This is a genomic window from Pseudarthrobacter sp. PvP004 (genome assembly GCF_017876035.1).
GTDB lineage: Bacteria > Actinomycetota > Actinomycetes > Actinomycetales > Micrococcaceae > Arthrobacter > Arthrobacter aurescens_A.
Map to the genome: position 1 here is coordinate 4194792 of NZ_JAGINL010000001.1, position 17386 is coordinate 4212177.

Annotated in this window: 19 protein-coding genes; 16 read left to right on the top strand and 3 right to left on the bottom strand. The window is 64.0% G+C overall.

What is annotated here, in order from left to right:
* The first annotated feature begins 34 nt into the window (after positions 1 to 34).
* From pcaH to J3A64_RS19115, 9 genes are all read left to right on the top strand, one after another.
* Positions 35 to 907: a protocatechuate 3,4-dioxygenase subunit beta gene (gene pcaH / locus J3A64_RS19075; protein ID WP_210065388.1), complete on the top strand. Its 873-nt coding sequence runs from the start codon at positions 35 to 37 to the stop codon at positions 905 to 907.
* Between the two features lie 4 nt (positions 908 to 911).
* Positions 912 to 1511 carry a protocatechuate 3,4-dioxygenase subunit alpha gene (pcaG, locus tag J3A64_RS19080; RefSeq protein WP_011776635.1) on the top strand — a complete coding sequence of 200 codons (600 nt, stop codon included), beginning with the start codon at positions 912 to 914 and terminating at the stop codon, positions 1509 to 1511.
* On the top strand, positions 1508 to 2929 hold the full coding sequence (locus J3A64_RS19085; protein WP_210065390.1) for a lyase family protein: 1422 nt from the start codon (positions 1508 to 1510) through the stop codon (positions 2927 to 2929). Before pcaG ends, J3A64_RS19085 begins: the two co-directional genes overlap by 4 nt.
* Positions 2922 to 3725, top strand: a complete 804-nt coding sequence (locus J3A64_RS19090; RefSeq protein WP_210065391.1) for an alpha/beta fold hydrolase — start codon at positions 2922 to 2924, stop codon at positions 3723 to 3725. Before J3A64_RS19085 ends, J3A64_RS19090 begins: the two co-directional genes overlap by 8 nt.
* Entirely contained in the window at positions 3722 to 4165 is a 444-nt protein-coding gene (pcaC, locus tag J3A64_RS19095) for a 4-carboxymuconolactone decarboxylase (protein ID WP_011776633.1), read from the top strand. Before J3A64_RS19090 ends, pcaC begins: the two co-directional genes overlap by 4 nt.
* Before the next feature lie 36 nt (positions 4166 to 4201).
* Complete coding sequence (locus J3A64_RS19100; RefSeq protein WP_210065394.1) at positions 4202 to 5416, top strand: thiolase family protein; 1215 nt, start codon at positions 4202 to 4204, stop codon at positions 5414 to 5416.
* A gap of 14 nt (positions 5417 to 5430) precedes the next feature.
* Positions 5431 to 6117, top strand: a complete 687-nt coding sequence (locus J3A64_RS19105; protein WP_210065396.1) for a 3-oxoacid CoA-transferase subunit A — start codon at positions 5431 to 5433, stop codon at positions 6115 to 6117.
* A gap of 2 nt (positions 6118 to 6119) precedes the next feature.
* On the top strand, positions 6120 to 6788 hold the full coding sequence (locus J3A64_RS19110) for a 3-oxoacid CoA-transferase subunit B (RefSeq protein WP_011776630.1): 669 nt from the start codon (positions 6120 to 6122) through the stop codon (positions 6786 to 6788).
* A 105-nt stretch (positions 6789 to 6893) separates the two neighbouring features.
* A complete protein-coding gene (locus J3A64_RS19115; RefSeq protein WP_014923226.1) occupies positions 6894 to 7697 on the top strand; it encodes an IclR family transcriptional regulator C-terminal domain-containing protein in 804 nt (267 codons plus the stop codon).
* On the opposite strand, the gene J3A64_RS19120 is transcribed toward J3A64_RS19115, so the two are convergent.
* Complete coding sequence (locus J3A64_RS19120) at positions 7698 to 8042, bottom strand: iron chaperone (protein WP_210065398.1); 345 nt, start codon at positions 8040 to 8042, stop codon at positions 7698 to 7700.
* 41 nt (positions 8043 to 8083) lie between these two features.
* Positions 8084 to 8482 (bottom strand): RidA family protein, encoded by a 399-nt coding sequence (locus J3A64_RS19125; RefSeq protein WP_011776627.1) that lies wholly within the window; start codon positions 8480 to 8482, stop codon positions 8084 to 8086.
* 137 nt (positions 8483 to 8619) lie between these two features.
* On the opposite strand from J3A64_RS19125, the gene J3A64_RS19130 reads away from it, so the two are divergent.
* Genes J3A64_RS19130 through J3A64_RS19160 form a run of 7 tightly spaced genes read left to right on the top strand, consistent with a single transcriptional unit; the run spans position 8620 to position 16797 of the window.
* Positions 8620 to 9474 carry a fumarylacetoacetate hydrolase family protein gene (locus J3A64_RS19130; protein WP_014923224.1) on the top strand — a complete coding sequence of 285 codons (855 nt, stop codon included), beginning with the start codon at positions 8620 to 8622 and terminating at the stop codon, positions 9472 to 9474.
* Positions 9475 to 9514: 40 nt separating this feature from the next.
* Positions 9515 to 9997, top strand: a complete 483-nt coding sequence (locus tag J3A64_RS19135) for a cupin domain-containing protein (RefSeq protein ID WP_011776625.1) — start codon at positions 9515 to 9517, stop codon at positions 9995 to 9997.
* Positions 9998 to 10000: 3 nt separating this feature from the next.
* A complete protein-coding gene (locus tag J3A64_RS19140; RefSeq protein ID WP_014923223.1) occupies positions 10001 to 10873 on the top strand; it encodes an acyl-CoA thioesterase II in 873 nt (290 codons plus the stop codon).
* Between the two features lie 56 nt (positions 10874 to 10929).
* Positions 10930 to 12627, top strand: coding sequence for an AMP-binding protein (locus J3A64_RS19145; protein WP_210065400.1), 1698 nt, complete (start codon positions 10930 to 10932; stop codon positions 12625 to 12627).
* A gap of 15 nt (positions 12628 to 12642) precedes the next feature.
* Positions 12643 to 15033 carry a bifunctional salicylyl-CoA 5-hydroxylase/oxidoreductase gene (locus tag J3A64_RS19150; protein WP_210065402.1) on the top strand — a complete coding sequence of 797 codons (2391 nt, stop codon included), beginning with the start codon at positions 12643 to 12645 and terminating at the stop codon, positions 15031 to 15033.
* A 2-nt stretch (positions 15034 to 15035) separates the two neighbouring features.
* Entirely contained in the window at positions 15036 to 16394 is a 1359-nt protein-coding gene (locus J3A64_RS19155; RefSeq protein ID WP_014923220.1) for an aromatic acid/H+ symport family MFS transporter, read from the top strand.
* 7 nt (positions 16395 to 16401) lie between these two features.
* Positions 16402 to 16797 (top strand): thioesterase family protein, encoded by a 396-nt coding sequence (locus tag J3A64_RS19160; protein WP_210065404.1) that lies wholly within the window; start codon positions 16402 to 16404, stop codon positions 16795 to 16797.
* Between the two features lie 29 nt (positions 16798 to 16826).
* Here the strand turns inward: J3A64_RS19160 and J3A64_RS19165 are convergent, their stop codons facing one another.
* Positions 16827 to 17360, bottom strand: coding sequence for a hypothetical protein (locus J3A64_RS19165; protein ID WP_011776621.1), 534 nt, complete (start codon positions 17358 to 17360; stop codon positions 16827 to 16829).
* Between the last annotated feature and the right edge of the window lie 26 nt (positions 17361 to 17386).

A 17386-nucleotide genomic window follows, 5' to 3' on the forward strand; every position in this document is an offset into this window, starting at 1 on the left:
ACCAAAGAGAACCATCAACCGAAAGGAGCCGGCCGTGCCGCAAGAACAGCCAGCACAAGCGCTCGAATCCGAGGAACTCGTGCCGCCCGCAGAGGCGCATGCCGCGCACGTTTCCCCCAAGAAGGTGGAAACCCAAGCCGATCTCAGTGCTGAGATGAAGGGCATCAGTGACCGCTACGCCGAGGCACTGAAGAACGGCCGGGGCCCGGAGACCATGCCGCGCCTGGACTACGCACCGTACCGCAGCAGCATCCTGCGTCACCCCACCAAGAACCTGCACCACGCGGACCCGGAGACCATCGAACTCTACTCGCCCGCTTTCGGTCACCAGGACGTTCACGCGCTGGAGTCGGACCTGACCATCCAGCACAACGGCGAGCCCCAAGGTGAGCGCATCATCGTCGCCGGCCGTGTCCTTGACGGTGACGGCCGCCCGGTGGCCGGTCAGCTTGTGGAGATCTGGCAGGCCAACGCCGCCGGTCGCTACATCCACAAGCGCGATCAGCACCCCGCGCCTCTGGATCCCAACTTCACCGGCGTCGGCCGCTGCATCACCGGTGACGACGGCTCGTACAGCTTCACCACCATCAAGCCCGGTGCGTACCCGTGGAAGAACCACCTGAACGCCTGGCGTCCGGCGCACATCCACTTCTCCATGTTCGGCTCGGAGTTTACGCAGCGCATCGTCACCCAGATGTACTTTCCGGGCGACCAGCTGTTCCCGCTGGACCCCATCTACCAGTCGATCGTGGACCAAGATGCCCGCGACCGTCTCGTGGCGGAGTACGACCATGAGCTCACCAGCCCCGAGTGGGCGCTCGGCTACAAATGGGACATCATCCTGACCGGTTCCAAGCGGACCTGGACGGAAAACGAAGCATACGGCGACGCCGGGGACGAGGAGTAGGCACATGAGCAAGCTGACACCCACACCGGGCCAGACCGTAGGCCCGTTCTACGGCTACGCACTCCCTTTCAACAAGGACAACGAGCTCCTGGCTCCGGGCAGCCCCGGCAGCATCCGCCTGCAAGGCACGGTCTACGACGGATCCGGCAGCACCATCCCGGACGCCATCCTGGAGATCTGGCAGCCGGATTCCGAGGGCAACATCGTGCAGCGCACCGGTTCGCTGGTTCGCGACGGCTACACGTTTACCGGCTGGGGTCGCGGCTCTGTTGGCAACTCCGGCGTGTACACCTTCACCACGGTCAACCCCGGCCCCACCAAGCCCGGGGCTGCGGCGTTCATCTCCGTTGCGGTCTTCGCCCGAGGCCTCATGAACCGCCTCTTCACCCGCGTGTACCTGCCGGAAAACGAAGAAGCATTGGCTAACGATCCCCTGCTGAGCTCCTTGGATCCGGAGCGCCGCAAGACGCTGATCGCACGCCGCGATCCCGACGGCGGCCTCACTTGGGATATCCGCCTGCAGGGTGGCGACGAGACCGTGTTCCTGGACTTCCAGCAGGACGGCTCGCTGGAAACCAGCGTCAACGCGGACACACCGGCATGACCGACGGCGACTTCGGCCTCCTTAGCCCCGTCTCGGCGTCGCCCGCTGTGGCTGCGCTGACGGGCGACCGCGCCGTGATCGCGGCAATTCTCGACGTCGAAGCCTCCTGGGCTGCCGTCCTCGAGGATGCGGGGCTCGTCCCTGCCGGGTCTGCCGCTGTGGTGGCCGAAGCCGCCCATGTGGACTCCTACGACGCCGCTTCGGTGGCGGAACGGGCCCAAGGTGGCGGAAACCCGGTGATCCCGCTGCTCGGTGACCTCCGTGCCCGGGTCAAGTCCGTGGACTCGGCCGGGATCGGCGCCGGCAAAGCCGTCCACACCTCGCTGACCAGCCAGGACGTCCTCGACTCCGCCCTCATGCTGCTCGCCAGCCGCACCGTTTCGGCGCTGCTGCTGGACGTCAAAGGCACGACGACGGCGCTCGCCGCCTTGGCGGAACAGCATGCGGAAACGCTGTGCGTGGGCAGGAGCCTGACTCAGCACGCACTTCCGTACACGTTCGGACTCAGGTCTGCTCAGTGGTTCCAGGGTGTTGCGGCTGCGGCTTCACGCTTGGAGTCCTTGGAGCTGCCGGTCCAGTTCGGCGGAGCCGGCGGCACGTCGGCCTCCGGGACCAAGCTGACTGCCGGTTCAGCTTCCACGCCTTTCACGCTGGCCGACTCGTTGGCTGCCGCACTTGGCCTCGCCCCGGCTGCCGCTCCCTGGCACACCAACCGCCTGGCCATTACGGCGTTGGGGGACGGCCTCGCTGCACTCATCGATTCCTTCGGCAAGATCGCGGCGGACCTGCTCTTCCTGAGCCGACCTGAAGTTGCGGAACTCGGCGAACCTTTGGCGGCCGGGCGCGGTGTTTCGTCCGCCATGCCGCAGAAGCAGAACCCAGTCCTGTCCGTGCTCATCCGCAGCGCGGCGTTGCAGGCTCCCGGCCTCGCGTCGCAACTGCACCTGGCTGCGGCCACCTTCAACGATGAGCGACCCGACGGCGCCTGGCACAGCGAATGGCCTGCTTTGCGTCAGCTGCTCGCGTTGGCCCTGGGCGCATCCGGAAACCTCCGCGAACTCACGGAAGGTCTTCGCGTCTTCCCGGATGCCATGCGCCGGAACCTCGAACTAACAGGGCCGCTGCTGCTCAGCGAAGGTGTGGCTGCCGCCGTCGCTCCTCTGCTGGGCGAGGACGGAAAGCAGAAGCTGCAGGCCGTCGTCGACGAAACCCTGAAAGCACCCGCCGCCGAGCAGTCCCGCATTTACACCAAGCTGCTGCGCGAAACCGTCCCCGCGGACAAGCTGTCCGATGCCGAACTCGAAGCACTCCTGAATCCCGCAAGCTACCTCGGCGAAGCCGCACAGATCAGCCGTAGGATCCTTGCCGCGTACCCGGACCATGCCGGATTCTCCCCGAAAGGAGCCACGCGTGGCTAAGCCAACTGTCAAGGCCGTGCTGCTCTCCCCGCAGCGCGAACTCGGAGCCAAACCGCTCCTGGTGGTAGGTCCGTCACTGGGCACCTCCACGATCCTCTGGACGGAAACCGCCGCGCTCCTCGGCGACGAGTACGACGTCATCGGCTGGGACCTCCCCGGCCACGGCATCTCGCCGACAGTCACTGAAGGGTTCGATGTCGCGGAACTTGCGGACGCCGTCGTGGATCTTGTCGATTCGGTAACCCCGGGCGTCAACTTCCACTACGCCGGTGTTTCGCTGGGCGGAGCCACGGGCCTGCAGCTCGGCATCAAGCACGGCGACCGGCTCCGCAGCCTGTCCGTCCAGTGCAGTGGCGCCAAGCTCGGCACACCCGAAGGCTGGCTGGAGCGTGCCGAAACCGTACGCAAGCTGGGCACCCCGGTGATGATCCAGGGCTCCGCTGAGCGGTGGTTCGGTCCCGGTTTCATGGAGCGCCAGCCGGACATCAGCAGCCGCCTCCTGCACGCCCTGCGCGACGCCGACCGCTTCGGCTACTCGTTCTGCTGCGAAGCCCTCGCCGCGTTCGATGTCCGCGAGCAGCTCGGCAGCATCACCGTCCCCACCCAGGTGATCGCCGGCGTCGAGGATTCCGTAGCGCCGCCGTCTGTGGCTGAATCTGTTGTTTCGGGTATCACGGCCGGCGGCGGTACCGCTGAGGCTGTAGCGCTCGACGGCGTCGGTCACCTTGCCCCGGCTGAGGCACCGGCAGTGGTGGCTGAACTGATGAGCAACTTCATGAAGGAGAACGGACGATGAGTACTGTTTCCGGCGATGCCGAACGCAACGGTGCCGTGCAGGCGGACGCCACCGCGCAAGACATTTACGACGCCGGCATGGTGGTTCGCCGCGAAGTGCTGGGCGACGCGCACGTGGACCGTGCCAACGCGAACAAGGATTCCTTTACCGAGGACTACCAGGACATGATCACCAGGATCGCCTGGGGTGGCATCTGGACGCGGCCCGGCCTGAGCCGGCACATGCGATCCGCTGTCACCCTCACGGCGCTGGTGGCGCACGGTCACTGGGAGGAGCTTGCCATGCACGTCCGGGCGGCCCTCAACAACGGCCTGAGCAGGGACGAAATCAAGGAAATCCTGCTGCAGACCGCCATTTATTGCAGTGTGCCGTCGGCCAACTCGGCCTTCAAGACGGCACAGACAGTATTCGCTGAGATCGACGCATCCGAACCCAACTGAGTCGCACTTCAGGTGGGAAGAACGAAAGAGAAACCCATGAACCAGGCTTTCGTGTACGACGCCGTACGCACGCCCTTTGGCAAGTTCGGCTCCGGCCTTGCCGCTGTCCGTCCCGATGACCTTGCCGCACACGTGGTCCGCGAGTCCGTTCGCCGGGCGCCGGGGTTGGACGTGGAGCGGATCGACGAGGTGGTGTTCGGCAACGCCAACGGCGCCGGCGAGGAAAACCGCAACGTCGCCCGTATGGCCACCCTCCTGGCCGGCCTGCCCGTCTCCATTCCGGGCACCACGGTCAACCGGCTCTGCGGCTCATCCCTGGATGCTGCGATCATCGCTTCGCGGCAGATCAACGCCGGCGACGCTGAACTCATGCTGGTGGGTGGCGCGGAATCCATGAGCCGTGCGCCGTGGGTGCTGCCGAAGACCTCCAAGCCCTACCCGGCCGGGGATATGACCCTGGCGTCCACCACGCTGGGTTGGCGTTTGGTGAACCCGGCCATGAACAAGGACTGGACCATTTCCCTGGGCGAAGCCACCGAACGCCTCCGCGAGAAGTACGGGATCACCCGTGAGCGGCAGGATGCTTTTGCGGCAGATTCCCACAATCTGGCCGACGCTGCGTGGAACGAAGGCTTCTACGATTCTTTGGTGTCACAGGTTCCGGGCACTGATCTGGTCCGTGATGAGGGCATCCGTGCCGGATCATCGGCGGAGAAGCTGGCTGGGCTGAAGACCGTTTTCCGGCCTGAGTCCTCAGGGCCCGACGGCGGTACGGTCACCGCCGGGAATGCCTCGCCGTTGTCTGATGGTGCTTCAGCAGCATGGATCGGTTCGGAAGCGGCTGCCGGGATTCTTGGTTTGGATCCTTTGGCCCGCATCGCCGGCCGTGGTGCGCATGGCAACGATCCCCAGTTCTTCGGATTCGCGCCGGTGGAAGCGGCTAACAAGGCCCTTGCGAAGGCGGGCATCGGCTGGGACCAGGTTGGCGCCGTCGAACTTAACGAGGCGTTCGCCGCGCAGTCGCTGGCCTGCGTTGACGCGTGGGGGATTGATCCCGCAATCGTGAACCGCCACGGTGGTGCGATCGCCATGGGCCACCCGCTCGGTGCCTCCGGTACTCGCATCCTTGGCACGCTGGCCCGTTCCTTGCAGGTTTCCGGGCAGCGCTGGGGCGTCGCAGCGATCTGCATCGGCGTGGGCCAAGGCCTGGCCGTGGTGCTCGAAAACGTTACTGCCGGCGCATCGGCATAGAAGGGGTAAGGATCATGCTGAATTTCATTGACACTGTGGGCGAGGCTGTCGCCAGCATCAAGGACGGGTCCACGGTGATGATCGGAGGCTTCGGCAACGCCGGGCAGCCGTTCGAACTCATCGATGCCCTGATGGATTGCGGCGCGAAGGACCTGACTGTGGTCAACAACAACGCCGGCCAGGGCGACCAGGGCCTGGCGTTGCTGATCAAGGAAGGCAGGGTCCGCAAGATGATCTGTTCCTTCCCGCGGCAGTCCGATTCCTGGCACTTCGACGCCAAGTATCACGCCGGCGAGATTGAGCTGGAACTGGTTCCGCAGGGCAACCTGGCTGAGCGCATCCGCGCCGCCGGTGCCGGAATCGGCGGCTTCTTCACCCCCACCGGCTACGGCACCACGCTGGCGGAGGGCAAGGAGACCCGTTTGCTGGATGGAAAGTGGCAGGTGTTCGAAACGCCGATCCACGCCGACGTCGCGCTCATCAAGGCACTCAAGGCCGACGGCAAGGGCAACCTCGTGTACCGCAAGACCGCCCGGAACTTCGGGCCCATCATGGCTGCGGCGGCCAAGCACACCATCGTGCAGGTCTCGGAGATCGTGCCCACCGGGTCCCTGGACCCGGAGAACGTGGTGACCCCGGGGATTTACGTCAACAGTGTGGTCCGCGTCGATTCTGCCGGAACAAAAGAAAAGGTGGCCTGAGCATGAGCACCCAGACAAGCATCCAGACGTCCGAGAAACCGCTGGGCCGCGACGAGCTCGCCCAGTTGGTGGCCCGCGACATCGTTCCCGGCTCGTTCGTGAACCTGGGCATCGGCCAGCCGACGCTCGTGTCCAACTACCTCACCGAGGAACAGAACATCACCCTCCACACGGAGAACGGGATGCTCGGCATGGGCCCGGCCGCGGAGGGAGACGAGATCGACGGCGACCTCATCAATGCCGGCAAGATCCCCGTCACCGAACTGCCCGGCGCCTCGTACTTCCACCACGCAGACTCGTTCGCGATCATGCGCGGCGGGCACCTGGACATCTGCGTGCTCGGCGCCTTCCAGGTCTCCGCCACCGGTGACCTCGCCAACTGGCACACCGGCGCCCCGGATGCGATTCCCGCCGTCGGTGGCGCAATGGACCTTGCCACCGGCGCCAAGGACGTCTTCGTGATGATGACTTTGTTGACCCGCGAGGGCGTGTCCAAGCTCGTGGAGCAGTGCACCTACCCGCTGACCGGCGTCGGCTGCGTCACCCGCGTGTACACGGACAAGGCTGTGTTCCTGACAGGACCCGACGGCGTCACCGTCCGGGAGACGTTCGGCTGCACGTTCGAGGAAATCCAGGAGCTCGTGCCGCTGCCCCTGAAAAAGGCAGAGTAGGCCCCGCAAGTTCCGGCCCTGCGCGTTGTGAGGCCCGCTCGGCAGGGTTTTCGGGGCGTGAGCCCTGCGGAGTAGGCCCCGCAACGCACTCTAGGATTGGTAACCATGACCGACTCCGCAGTTACTCCGCAGGCCAGCGACCAGTACGTCCAGTCGCTGGCCCGGGGACTCGCAGTGATCCGGGCGTTTGACGCGAACAACCCCGTGATGACCCTCAGTGAAGTCGCTGCCCGCACCGACCTGACGCGCGCCACGGCCCGGAGGTTCCTGCACACCTTGGTTGAGCTCGGCTACGTCCGCACCGACGGCAAGACCTTCGCGCTCACGGCCAAAGTGCTTCAGCTCGGATACTCGTACCTCTCTGCGCTTTCCCTGCCTCAGTTGGCCCAGCCCCACTTGGAACAGCTCAGCCTGAAGCTGGGAGAGTCCACGTCCGCCGCAGTCCTTGACGGTCCGGACATCTTCTACGTTGCCCGTGTGGCCACCCGCCGCATCATGAACGTCGGCATCACAGTTGGCACCCGCTTCCCGGCATACGCGACGTCCATGGGTCGCGTCCTGCTCGCTGGACTGCCGCAGGCCAAACTGGAGGCCTACCTCACGACGGCGGAACTCACCCCGCTCACGCCTCGAACCGTCGCCAGCGTGCCCGACTTGCGGGCCGCCGTCGAACGTGTCCGTACGCAGGGCTGGTGCCTGCTCGACCAAGAGCTGGAGATCGGGCTGATGTCCATCGCGGCGCCCGTGTGGAACCACAACAATGGCGACAATGTCGCGGCCATCAACGTGTCGCTTCAGGCCCAAGCTGTAGCGGCGCAACCTGACCCCGCAAAGTACCTGGATCATGTGCGCCAGGAAGTCGTAGCCACCGCCAACGCCATCTCCCAGGACGTGTCGGCGAAGCACTGACTACTTCCGGATCGCTGCCAACCGGGTCTCCAGTATCCGGCGCACCAGCGAGTCCGGCACAGGATTGTCCGCAGAAAACCGCAGCGTTCCCGGCGACCACGAGTAACCCCCAAGCTCCTCCGACATTTCCGGCAGGATCTTCCCGCTGAAGGGATACAGGGCAAGGTGCTTCTTGGTTTCCAGCACGCTGAGGAAGCCCTTGCCATCAACCAGCAGCGCGGGCATTCCGTAGCTGACGCCTTCTTCGGCGTCCGGCGCAAGTTCGCGGGCGATCCTCACAATCCGCTCCAGAATTCCGCGGTTGGCCTCGCTGACGCCCTCAAGATATTCGGTGACGGTTCCCATAGGGACATGGTTCACCACGCGCACCCAAAACGGCCAGAGGTTTAGCGCTCCGGGATCACCGCGATGCCCTGGATTTCGATCAGGGCCTCTTTCTGCCACAGGCGAGTGACACCGATGCCGGCCATTGCGGGGTACTGCGAGCCCGCCATTTCCCGCCAGATCCGTCCGATTTCACGGCCGTTGGCCATGTAGTCGTCTACGTCGGTGAGGTAGATGGTCACGTTGACCAGGTCTTCGGGCTCTCCGCCAGCCTCACGAAGAGTGGTGATCACGTTGGAAAACGCCTGCGTGAACTGTTCCACGATGCCACCGGGAACGATGTTCATGTTCTTGTCCAAGGCCGTCTGCCCGCCCAGGAAAACGGTGTTGCCGGCAAGGATGCCGTGCGCGAAGCCCGATGGCTTGGGCAGCGATTCCGGGTTGATCGTTGTGTGGCTCATGCTGTTCCTCCTCGGTTGTGGCAACTGCAAAAACTTTTGGAAAGCCTCTGTGCAGATCATTTCCGCCGTGCTACGTTGAGCATATGTGACGATCGTAAAAAAGTCGACACATCACAAAATCTCGAAGGGAACCCGCAATGAAACTAGCCACCTTGCGCACGGCCGGCGGACGTACGACGGCGGCACTCGCCACGGGCAACGACTCATACCTCGCGTTGCCCGCCTCTGATGTTGGGGCCCTGCTGGCCCAGCCGGCGTGGCGGTCCATGGTGGAAGAAGCCGCGGCGTCCAAGGAGCAGACGGTCATCGACGCAGCGGCCGCTGAATTGGCGCCGCTCCTGCCCCGCGCAGGCAAAGTCATCTGCTGCGGTTTGAACTACGGTGACCATATCCAGGAGATGGGCCGAGACCTTCCCGAATACCCCACGCTCTTCGCCAAGTACGCGGACACCCTGGTCGGAGCGAACGACGCCGTGGAAGTCCACGGCAGCGGCCGCGTCGACTGGGAAGCCGAGCTCGCCGTCGTGGTGGGTTCTGAACTGTTCCGCGCGGACGAAGACCTAGCCCGTGAGGCAATCGCCGGTTACACGGTGGCCAACGACGTTTCCATGCGCGACTGGCAAAACCGGACCCTGCAGTGGTTCCAAGGCAAAGCCTGGGACGGCACAACCCCCGTAGGCCCGGTCATGGTCACCGCGGATGAAGCCGGGGAACATTTCGACGTCCGCGGCTACGTCAACGGCGAGCTTGTGCAGCAGGGGAACACCAGCACTCTGGTGTTCGGCCCGGCGCAGCTGCTGTCCTACATTTCGCAATTCACCACCCTGCGCCCCGGCGACCTGGTCCTTACGGGAACGCCCGGGGGAGTGGGCATGGGAATGACCCCGCCGCGCTTCCTCAAGGACGGCGACGTCCTCACCACCGAGATCGACGGGATCGGCCGGTTGGAGAACCAATTCCGAATCCACGCACCCGTCGCGGTCCCCGCCTGACAGCAAACGTCCAGAACCACCAGTTAAAAGGAGAAAACCCATGAGCCAGACCACCACCGAGTACCAACTCGAAGGCGATAACTCCATCTACGCGCAGGCTGACGGCAAGGTTGTCCCGGTTGTCACCCGCGCCGGAGCTGAGGACACCAACACTGCCCAGTCCGGCGATTGCATCCGCGTCTCCGGCGTCAGCATCCAGCACACCCCGGCAACCAAGATCTGGTTCGGCCAAGTGTCCAACACCCCCGGCTACCGCTCACTTCCGCACCACCACGGCGAGGCTGAGACCGGCGGCTACGTGCTCCGTGGCCACGGCCGCATCTACTTCGGCGAAAACTACTCGGAGTTCATCGACATGAAGGCCGGCGACTGGGTGTTCGTGCCGCCGTTCATGCCCCACGTTGAAGCCAACATGTCCATCACGGAAGAACTCGTATGGCTTACCGCGCGCACGCCGGAAAACCTGGTGGTCAACCTCGAAGACGTTGCCGACGATACCCTCGCCGACTACCGCCGGGCCTAAGCCATGATCACTGGAACCCTGACGTCCGAGACCTTCCTCAAGGCCGTTGAACTCACGCCCGCAACGGCCGAGGTCTTCGACGAAGCCTATGAAGCAACCACCCAATACGTTCCGTGGCCAAAAGCCTATGGTGGAGACATGGTGGCACAGGCTGCGGCCGCAATGATGCGGTCCGTTGATGCTGACAGGGCTCTGCACTCGATGCACAGCTACTTCATGCGTCCCGTGGATATCGGTTCCAGTGTCCGGTACGAGGTGGAGCGCCTCCGGGACGGCCGGGGTTACTCCACACGCACGGTCCGGGGCTTCCAAAACGGCAAGCCCGTGTATGCCGCGATGGGTTCCTTCCAGGTTCCCGAAAACGGCCCGGATTTCCAACCCGAGGCTCCTGCCGCCGTCGAGCCTGAATCGCTGAGGAGCGCTGCTGAAGCGCTGGACGGAACCGATGGTCCTGCAGCGGACTACTGGTCCACGGGGCGCAGCTTCGATATGCGCCATATTCCAGGGCCGGTATATATCGAGTTGGAGGGCGGTTCGGTGCCGCAGCAAGCGATTTGGGTCAAGGCCTTCGACGCCCTGCCTGACGACGCCGACCTCCACCGCACTGCACTTGCCTACGTCTGCGATTACACGATTCTGGAGCCACTCCTCCGGGTGAACGGACTCAACTGGTCCAGCCCCGGACTTGCCACCGCCAGCCTGGACCACTCGATGTGGTTCCACCGCGACGGTCGCGCCGACGACTGGGTGCTCTACGCCCAGGACGCAATCTCCGGTCAAAGCAACAGGGGCCTCGCCATGGGCCGCTTCTTCGATCGTCAAGGAAGGCTGCTTGCCACGGTCGCCCAAGAGGGCATGATCCGGGCCGGCGCCTGAACAGTTTTGCCCCAACCTTCATCCGCTTCAACGACGCACCACTGAAAGGACCGGCCATGAGCATGTTGCCATCGGCCCACGTGGACACGTTTACCCGCGACCACCTGCCGCCCGCCGATACTTGGCCTGCGCTTGAATTCACCCTCCCCGAACTCCACTACCCGGAGCGGCTCAACGCTGCCGCGGTGCTGATCGACGACGCTGTCGAACAGTACGGCGCAGACCGCCCGGCCTTGCGGACCCCTGATGGCACTGTTTGGACCTATGGTCAGCTCCAGCAGCGTTCCAACCAGGTGGCTCAGGTCCTCACCGAAGACCTCGGAGTTGTTCCGGGCAACCGCGTACTTCTCCGTGGCCCCAACAACCCGTGGATCGTCGCTGCCTGGCTCGGCGTGCTGAAAGCGGGAGCGGTAGTGGTGACCACCATGCCCATGCTGCGCTCCAACGAAGTCTCCACCCTCATCGGTCTCACCAAGCCGGTGGTCGCGATATCGGACCACCGCTTCGTGGACGAGCTCGCGGTCGCGGCCGGGGATGCTGTCACCGTGCTCTCCTATGGAGCGGACGACGACGGCGACCTCAGCTCCCGCTGCGGGCGCAAGAGCGGGGTGTTCACTGCCGTGGACACCTCCGCGGACGACGTTGCCCTGTTGGGTCCGACGTCGGGCACCACGGGTGTGCCGAAGGTGACCATGCACTTTCACCGGGACATCCTGGCCAACGCGGACACGTTCGCCCGTTACATCCTGCAGCCCACCGCGGATGACGTCTTTGCCGGTTCACCGCCGCTGGCCTTCACTTTCGGGCTCGGTGGCTTGGTGGTCTTCCCGCTTCGGTTCGGTGCGTCGTCGCTCCTGACCGAGAAGGCGGGCCCCGTGGAGTTGGCCGAGCATGCCTCAAAAGCCGGGGCCACCATCCTCTTTACCGCGCCAACGGCCTACCGGGCGATCCTCAAGGAAAACCGCGGGGACCTCCTGCGGGGCCTGCGCCTTGCCGTCTCTGCCGGAGAGCACCTCTCCAAGGAAACCTGGGAAGCAGTCCGGGAGGCCACGGGCCTGCGATTGGTCAACGGGATCGGCGCCACGGAGATGCTGCACGTCTTCATTTCCGCCGCCGGTGATGACATTCGCCCCGGAACCACGGGCCGCGCTGTCCCGGGGTTCAGGGCCACCATCCTGGACGACGACGGCCATGAACTCGGCCCCGGCAAGATCGGCCGCCTGGCAGTGATCGGCCCCACCGGTTGCCGCTACCTGGACGATCCCCGGCAGGCGAACTACGTGGTCAAGGGGTGGAACGTCACCGGCGACACGTTCTCCATGGACGCTGACGGTTACTTCACGTACCAGGCTCGCTCGGACAACATGATCGTCTCCTCCGGCTACAACATCGGTGCGCCCGAGGTTGAAACGGCCATCGATCAACACCCGGATGTGGTGGAAAACGCGGTCATCGGAATCCCGGATGAGGAGCGCGGAAGCATCGTTTGCGCGTTCATTGTCCTGCGCGAAGGCATCACCGGCGACGCCGCAAAGCGCAAGGAAATCCAGGACTTCGTGAAGCAGACCATCGCCCCGTACAAGTACCCGCGCGACGTCCGCTTCGTCAACGAACTGCCCCGCAATCCCAGCGGCAAACTCCAGCACTTCAAGCTCCGCGACGGACTCCTTTCAGAAAATGCGGCGACGGCCCCATTAGAGAGTGCCCCGGAAAACACCGAACAACTTACCCCCGCCGGCCAGAGCCAGGCCTGAGAAGGAGCAACACCCATGAAAATCGCAATCGTTGGAGGCGGCCCCGGCGGGCTGTACTTCGCAGCACTGATGAAGCAGCTGGACCCGTCGCATGACATCACCCTCTGGGAACGTAACGCTGCCAGCGACACCTTTGGCTTCGGCGTCGTATTTTCCGATGAGACCCTGGGCGGCATCGGCAACGCTGATCCCGTAGTGGCTGACTACATGAGCCGACGCTTCGCCCGCTGGTCCGATATCGACATCCACTTCCGCGGCGAGATGATGACGGTGGGCGGCCAGGGCTTCGCTGCCATGAGCCGCAAGGAATTGCTGGAACTGCTCCAGCGCCGCTGCATCGAACTGAACGTGGACGTGCGTTTCAGTACCCTGGCTCCGGCTGTTGAGGAACTCGAAGCGAACTACGATCTGGTTCTTGCCGCGGACGGCATCAACTCGCAGATCCGTACTAAGTACGCTGACTCGTTCAAGCCGAACCTGGACCCGCGGACCAACAAGTTCATGTGGCTCGGTACGGACCAGGTGTTCGAGGCCTTCAAGTTCTTCGTGAAGGAAACCGAGTGGGGCGTCATGCAAATCCACGGTTACCCGTACTCGGATGAGGGTTCCACGTTCATCGTGGAAATGCACCAGGACGTGTGGCACGCCGCCGGCTTTGACGAAACCGCCGACGAAATCTTCCCTCCCGGCGTCTCCGACGAGAAGGCCATCGCCAAGATCCGCGAGATCTTCGCCGAGGAACTGAACGGCTACGAGGTCCTCACCAACAACTCCAAGTGGATCAACTTCACTACGGTCCGCAACGAGAGCTGGCGCCACAACAACGTAGTGCTGCTGGGCGACGCCGCCCACACCGCCCACTTCTCCATCGGTTCCGGCACCAAGCTGGCCATGGAGGACTCGCTGGCGCTGGCCGCCTGCCTGCACGAGCACCCGGATGTCGAGTCCGCGCTGGTCGCATACGAGGCCGAGCGTCGGCCCGTGGTCGCTTCCACCCAGCGCGCAGCCCAGGCTTCCCTTGAGTGGTTTGAGCGCATCGGCCAGTACAAGGACCAGGACCCCACCCAGTTCGCGTTCAACCTGTTGACCCGCAGCCGCCGCATCACCCAGGAAAACCTGCGCCTCCGCGATCCTGAATTCGCAGACGCCGTGGATCGCGGCTTTGCCGAATCCCAGGGCATCAGCGAGGTGGCTCCGGCCATGTTCCAGCCCTTCCGCATCGGCCAACTGGAGCTGAAGAACCGTATTGTCGTCTCCCCGATGGACATGTACTCGGCCACGGACGGTATTCCGGGCGACTTCCACAAGGTGCACTTGGGTTCCAAGGCACTCGGTGGCGCCGGCCTGGTCATGACCGAGATGATCTGTGTCTCCGAAGCCGGCCGCATCACCCCCGGCTGCAGTGGCCTCTACACGGATGGCCAGCGTGATAGCTGGAAGGAAATTGTGGACTTCGTTCATGATCGTTCCACCGCCAAGATTGGCGCGCAGCTGGGCCACTCGGGACGCAAGGGCTCCACCAAGCTCATGTGGGAGGGCATTGACCAGCCGCTCGAGTCCGGCAACTGGACCGCGGTGGGGCCCTCTGCACTGCCGTACAGTCCGGAGAACCAGACCCCCGTTGAGCTGGATCGTGCCGGCATGGACGCCATTAAGGCGGAGTTCGTGGCCTCAACCGTCCGCGCCGAGCAGGCAGGGTTCGACCTCCTGGAAATCCACGCGGCCCACGGCTACCTGCTGTCCTCCTTCCTTTCGCCGGTGTCCAACAAGCGGACCGACGAGTACGGCGGCAGCTTGGAGAACCGGTTGCGGTTCCCGCTGGAAGTGTTCGACGCCGTTCGTGCGGCTTGGCCTGCCAGCAAGCCGGTGACGGTGCGCATCTCAGCCACGGACTGGATCGATGGTGGCAACACTTCCGATGATTCCGTGTCCATAGCCGCGGCATTTGTTGAACACGGTGCTGCGGGCCTGGATGTCTCCACCGGCCAGGTTGCCAAGGAGGAGAAGCCCGCGTTCGGTCGTAGCTACCAGACGCCTTTCGCCGACCGCATCCGTCAGGAAGTTGCCGCTCCGGCGGGCGTGGCTGTGATCGCCGTCGGCGCCATCTCCACCTACGACGACGTGAACTCCATCCTCCTCGCGGGCCGCGCGGACCTGATCGCCTTGGGCCGTACGCACCTTTATGATCCCCAGTGGACCCTGCACGCCGCTGCCGAACAGGAATACCAGGGCCCCGGCGCCGAGTGGATCCCGCAGTTCCGTGCCGGGCGTCGAAAGCCACCGAGCTCACGAACTGACGCCGTTCGTCCGCGCCTGTCCTTGCTCAAGGAAACGGACATCGAAGAGGCCAACACGCATCTTCGCTGGACTCCCGAGTCCGCCGCAGCATCGGTTTTGGTGAAGTAGCCATGGCCACCGCACCGGTCAACGACTGGAACGTGCCCAAGAAGACCACCGGCCTGGTGTTGTTCTGCTGCTGGCTCGCGATCCTCGCCGAAGGTTACGACGTCGGCGTCCTGGGAGCCATCCTCCCCGCTCTTGCCGAATACAAGGAATGGAACCTCAGTCCGCTGGCCCTTGGCGGACTCGGATCATATGCCTTGATCGGCATGCTTATCGGAGCCCTGTTCATCGGGACGCTCAGCGACCTCGTGGGCCGCAAGAAAATGCTGTTGGCCTCCATGGTGATCTTCACTCTCACCCAGGCCGGAGCAGCGTGGGCTCCGACGCCGGAGCTCTTCGGCATCTTCAGGCTCATCGGCGGCCTGGGCATGGGCGGTGTCATTCCTGTGGCAGCGGCCCTGACCATTGAATACTCGGCTCCGAATAAGCGCTCCTACAACTACGGCCTCATGTACTCCGGTTACTCGCTGGGAATCGTCGCGGCCGCACTTGCTGCGTTGTTCGTGCTGCCCCTCGGTGGTTGGCGTGCCGTCATCGCCATTGGCGCTGCGCCGGTGGTGCTGATTCCGATCATCTGGAAGTTCCTCCCCGAGTCCCTGGAATTCCTGGAATCAAAGGGCCGGAGGGCGGAGGCCAAGGCTCTGGCTGCCAAGTTGAGCATCACTGATTACCGGCCGGTTGTCCCCGTGGCGCCCGCAGCCGGTATGCAAGCCGATCCGTGGTGGAAGACCATCACCACCATGTTCTCGCGGAAGTACATCCGTTCAACGGTGTTCTTCTGGATCTCACTCTTCTGCGGTTTGGTCCTGGTTTACGGGCTCAACACCTGGCTGCCCAGCATCATGAAGAAAGCCGGATACGATCTCGGCTCGTCCCTGACGTTCCTCCTGGTCTTCAGCCTTGCTTCCGCGATCGGTGGCTTGCTCCTGGGCCGCGCTGCTGACAAGTACGGGAAGAAGCTCATCCTGGTGGTCTTCTACATCCTGGGCGGCTTGGGCATCATGCTGCTGGTCTTCCCCAACACCATGGTGGTCAACCTGCTGTTCGTGGCCTTCGCCGGTGTCGGGTCCATCTCCACGTCGCTGGTCTTGACCGGTTACATCGCCGACTACTACCCGGCGAAGGTCCGCGGTACGGCGACGGGTTGGGCCCTGAGCTTCGCCCGTTTGGGAGCTATCTCCGGGCCGTTGATTGGTGGCTGGATCGCAGGCTCCAAGCTGCCGTTTGAGGCCAACTTCGCCATCTTCGCCGGGATCGCCGTACTTGCGGCAGGCGCTGTGGCGATGATTCCCAAGCCGCAGCCCGAGGTGCCGGTTGCCGCCGTCGACGTTGATCCTGACGACATCGCCGTCAGCGCCCGCTAGGAGAATCATGGACAGGTTTCCGGAGGCGTGCGTCGAGCGAACGGTGGAGTGGGTGGACACCGATGCCTCCGGACACCAGCACAATTCAGCCATCCTGCGCTGGGTTGAGGCTGCGGAGGCCGAGCTCTTCCGATCGCTGGAGTTGCCCAACTATTTCCCCAGCGCCCCGCGTGTGCAGCAAGTGATCAATTACCAAGCCAAGCTGTGGTTCGGCCAGCGCATCACCGCCACGGTGAGGATTCAGGCGCTCGGCCGGACCTCGCTGACCATGGCTTTCCAAGTAACGTCCGACGCCGGTGAGGTGGCCGCGCACGGGACGGTCACCACGGTGCACGTACCTAACGGCAGCACCACTGCACGGCCTTGGCCGGAACACTTCGTCAAGGCCGTGCAGGGTTCCTAACCTCTCGCCGCGAGCGCGAGGCGGGTTGGCTAGCGCAGGCCTTTCAGGATGTTCTTGGGCCGCTGCATCTCCCCGTGCTTGGCGCCAAGAATGATCACCCAGGCTGCGAACGCAGGGATGGCCCACTGGAGTGCTTTCAGCTGCGTTTGGGCGGTCTTCAATTCATCCGATGCACCGGCGCGCGGCTCCGTGGCACCCTGGGCGCCTTCATCGGAGAGCTCATCTACCTTCTTGCCCACAACACCTGCGTACAGGGTGACTGCAGCTCCAGCCAAAGTCACTACGGTCTTGTAGATGGTGTTTGCGGCGACGCTGTCCTGCTTGGCGATACGGCCTTTGTTTTCCCAAGCGATGGCAAGGTCCGCGGCCAAGTGTCCGGCGAAAGCTGCGGTCTGGATCGGAGCCCATTTACCCCAGCCTTTGCTTGAGAGGCGGGTGCGCTCGGTGGGATCTTTGGCTTCTGCTGCGGCGCCGTTGAGTCCGATGGCCCCCATCAAGGAGCCGCCGAACCATGCAGCGGCTGTGAGGTCGTGAATTGAACGGGCTACGAGATTTCCTGCCATGATGTGCTTCCTATCGTTGATACGGA

Coding starts and splice junctions, on each gene's coding strand:
- J3A64_RS19115 (WP_014923226.1), top strand. CDS start 6,894: ATGACCGACTCCGCAGTTACTCCGCAGGCCAGCGACCAGTACGTCCAG.
- J3A64_RS19140 (WP_014923223.1), top strand. CDS start 10,001: ATGATCACTGGAACCCTGACGTCCGAGACCTTCCTCAAGGCCGTTGAA.
- pcaG (WP_011776635.1), top strand. CDS start 912: ATGAGCAAGCTGACACCCACACCGGGCCAGACCGTAGGCCCGTTCTAC.
- J3A64_RS19135 (WP_011776625.1), top strand. CDS start 9,515: ATGAGCCAGACCACCACCGAGTACCAACTCGAAGGCGATAACTCCATC.
- J3A64_RS19100 (WP_210065394.1), top strand. CDS start 4,202: ATGAACCAGGCTTTCGTGTACGACGCCGTACGCACGCCCTTTGGCAAG.
- J3A64_RS19130 (WP_014923224.1), top strand. CDS start 8,620: ATGAAACTAGCCACCTTGCGCACGGCCGGCGGACGTACGACGGCGGCA.
- J3A64_RS19125 (WP_011776627.1), bottom strand. CDS start 8,482: ATGAGCCACACAACGATCAACCCGGAATCGCTGCCCAAGCCATCGGGC.
- J3A64_RS19155 (WP_014923220.1), top strand. CDS start 15,036: ATGGCCACCGCACCGGTCAACGACTGGAACGTGCCCAAGAAGACCACC.
- pcaC (WP_011776633.1), top strand. CDS start 3,722: ATGAGTACTGTTTCCGGCGATGCCGAACGCAACGGTGCCGTGCAGGCG.
- J3A64_RS19165 (WP_011776621.1), bottom strand. CDS start 17,360: ATGGCAGGAAATCTCGTAGCCCGTTCAATTCACGACCTCACAGCCGCT.
- J3A64_RS19120 (WP_210065398.1), bottom strand. CDS start 8,042: ATGGGAACCGTCACCGAATATCTTGAGGGCGTCAGCGAGGCCAACCGC.
- J3A64_RS19105 (WP_210065396.1), top strand. CDS start 5,431: ATGCTGAATTTCATTGACACTGTGGGCGAGGCTGTCGCCAGCATCAAG.
- J3A64_RS19145 (WP_210065400.1), top strand. CDS start 10,930: ATGAGCATGTTGCCATCGGCCCACGTGGACACGTTTACCCGCGACCAC.
- J3A64_RS19110 (WP_011776630.1), top strand. CDS start 6,120: ATGAGCACCCAGACAAGCATCCAGACGTCCGAGAAACCGCTGGGCCGC.
- J3A64_RS19085 (WP_210065390.1), top strand. CDS start 1,508: ATGACCGACGGCGACTTCGGCCTCCTTAGCCCCGTCTCGGCGTCGCCC.
- J3A64_RS19150 (WP_210065402.1), top strand. CDS start 12,643: ATGAAAATCGCAATCGTTGGAGGCGGCCCCGGCGGGCTGTACTTCGCA.
- J3A64_RS19160 (WP_210065404.1), top strand. CDS start 16,402: ATGGACAGGTTTCCGGAGGCGTGCGTCGAGCGAACGGTGGAGTGGGTG.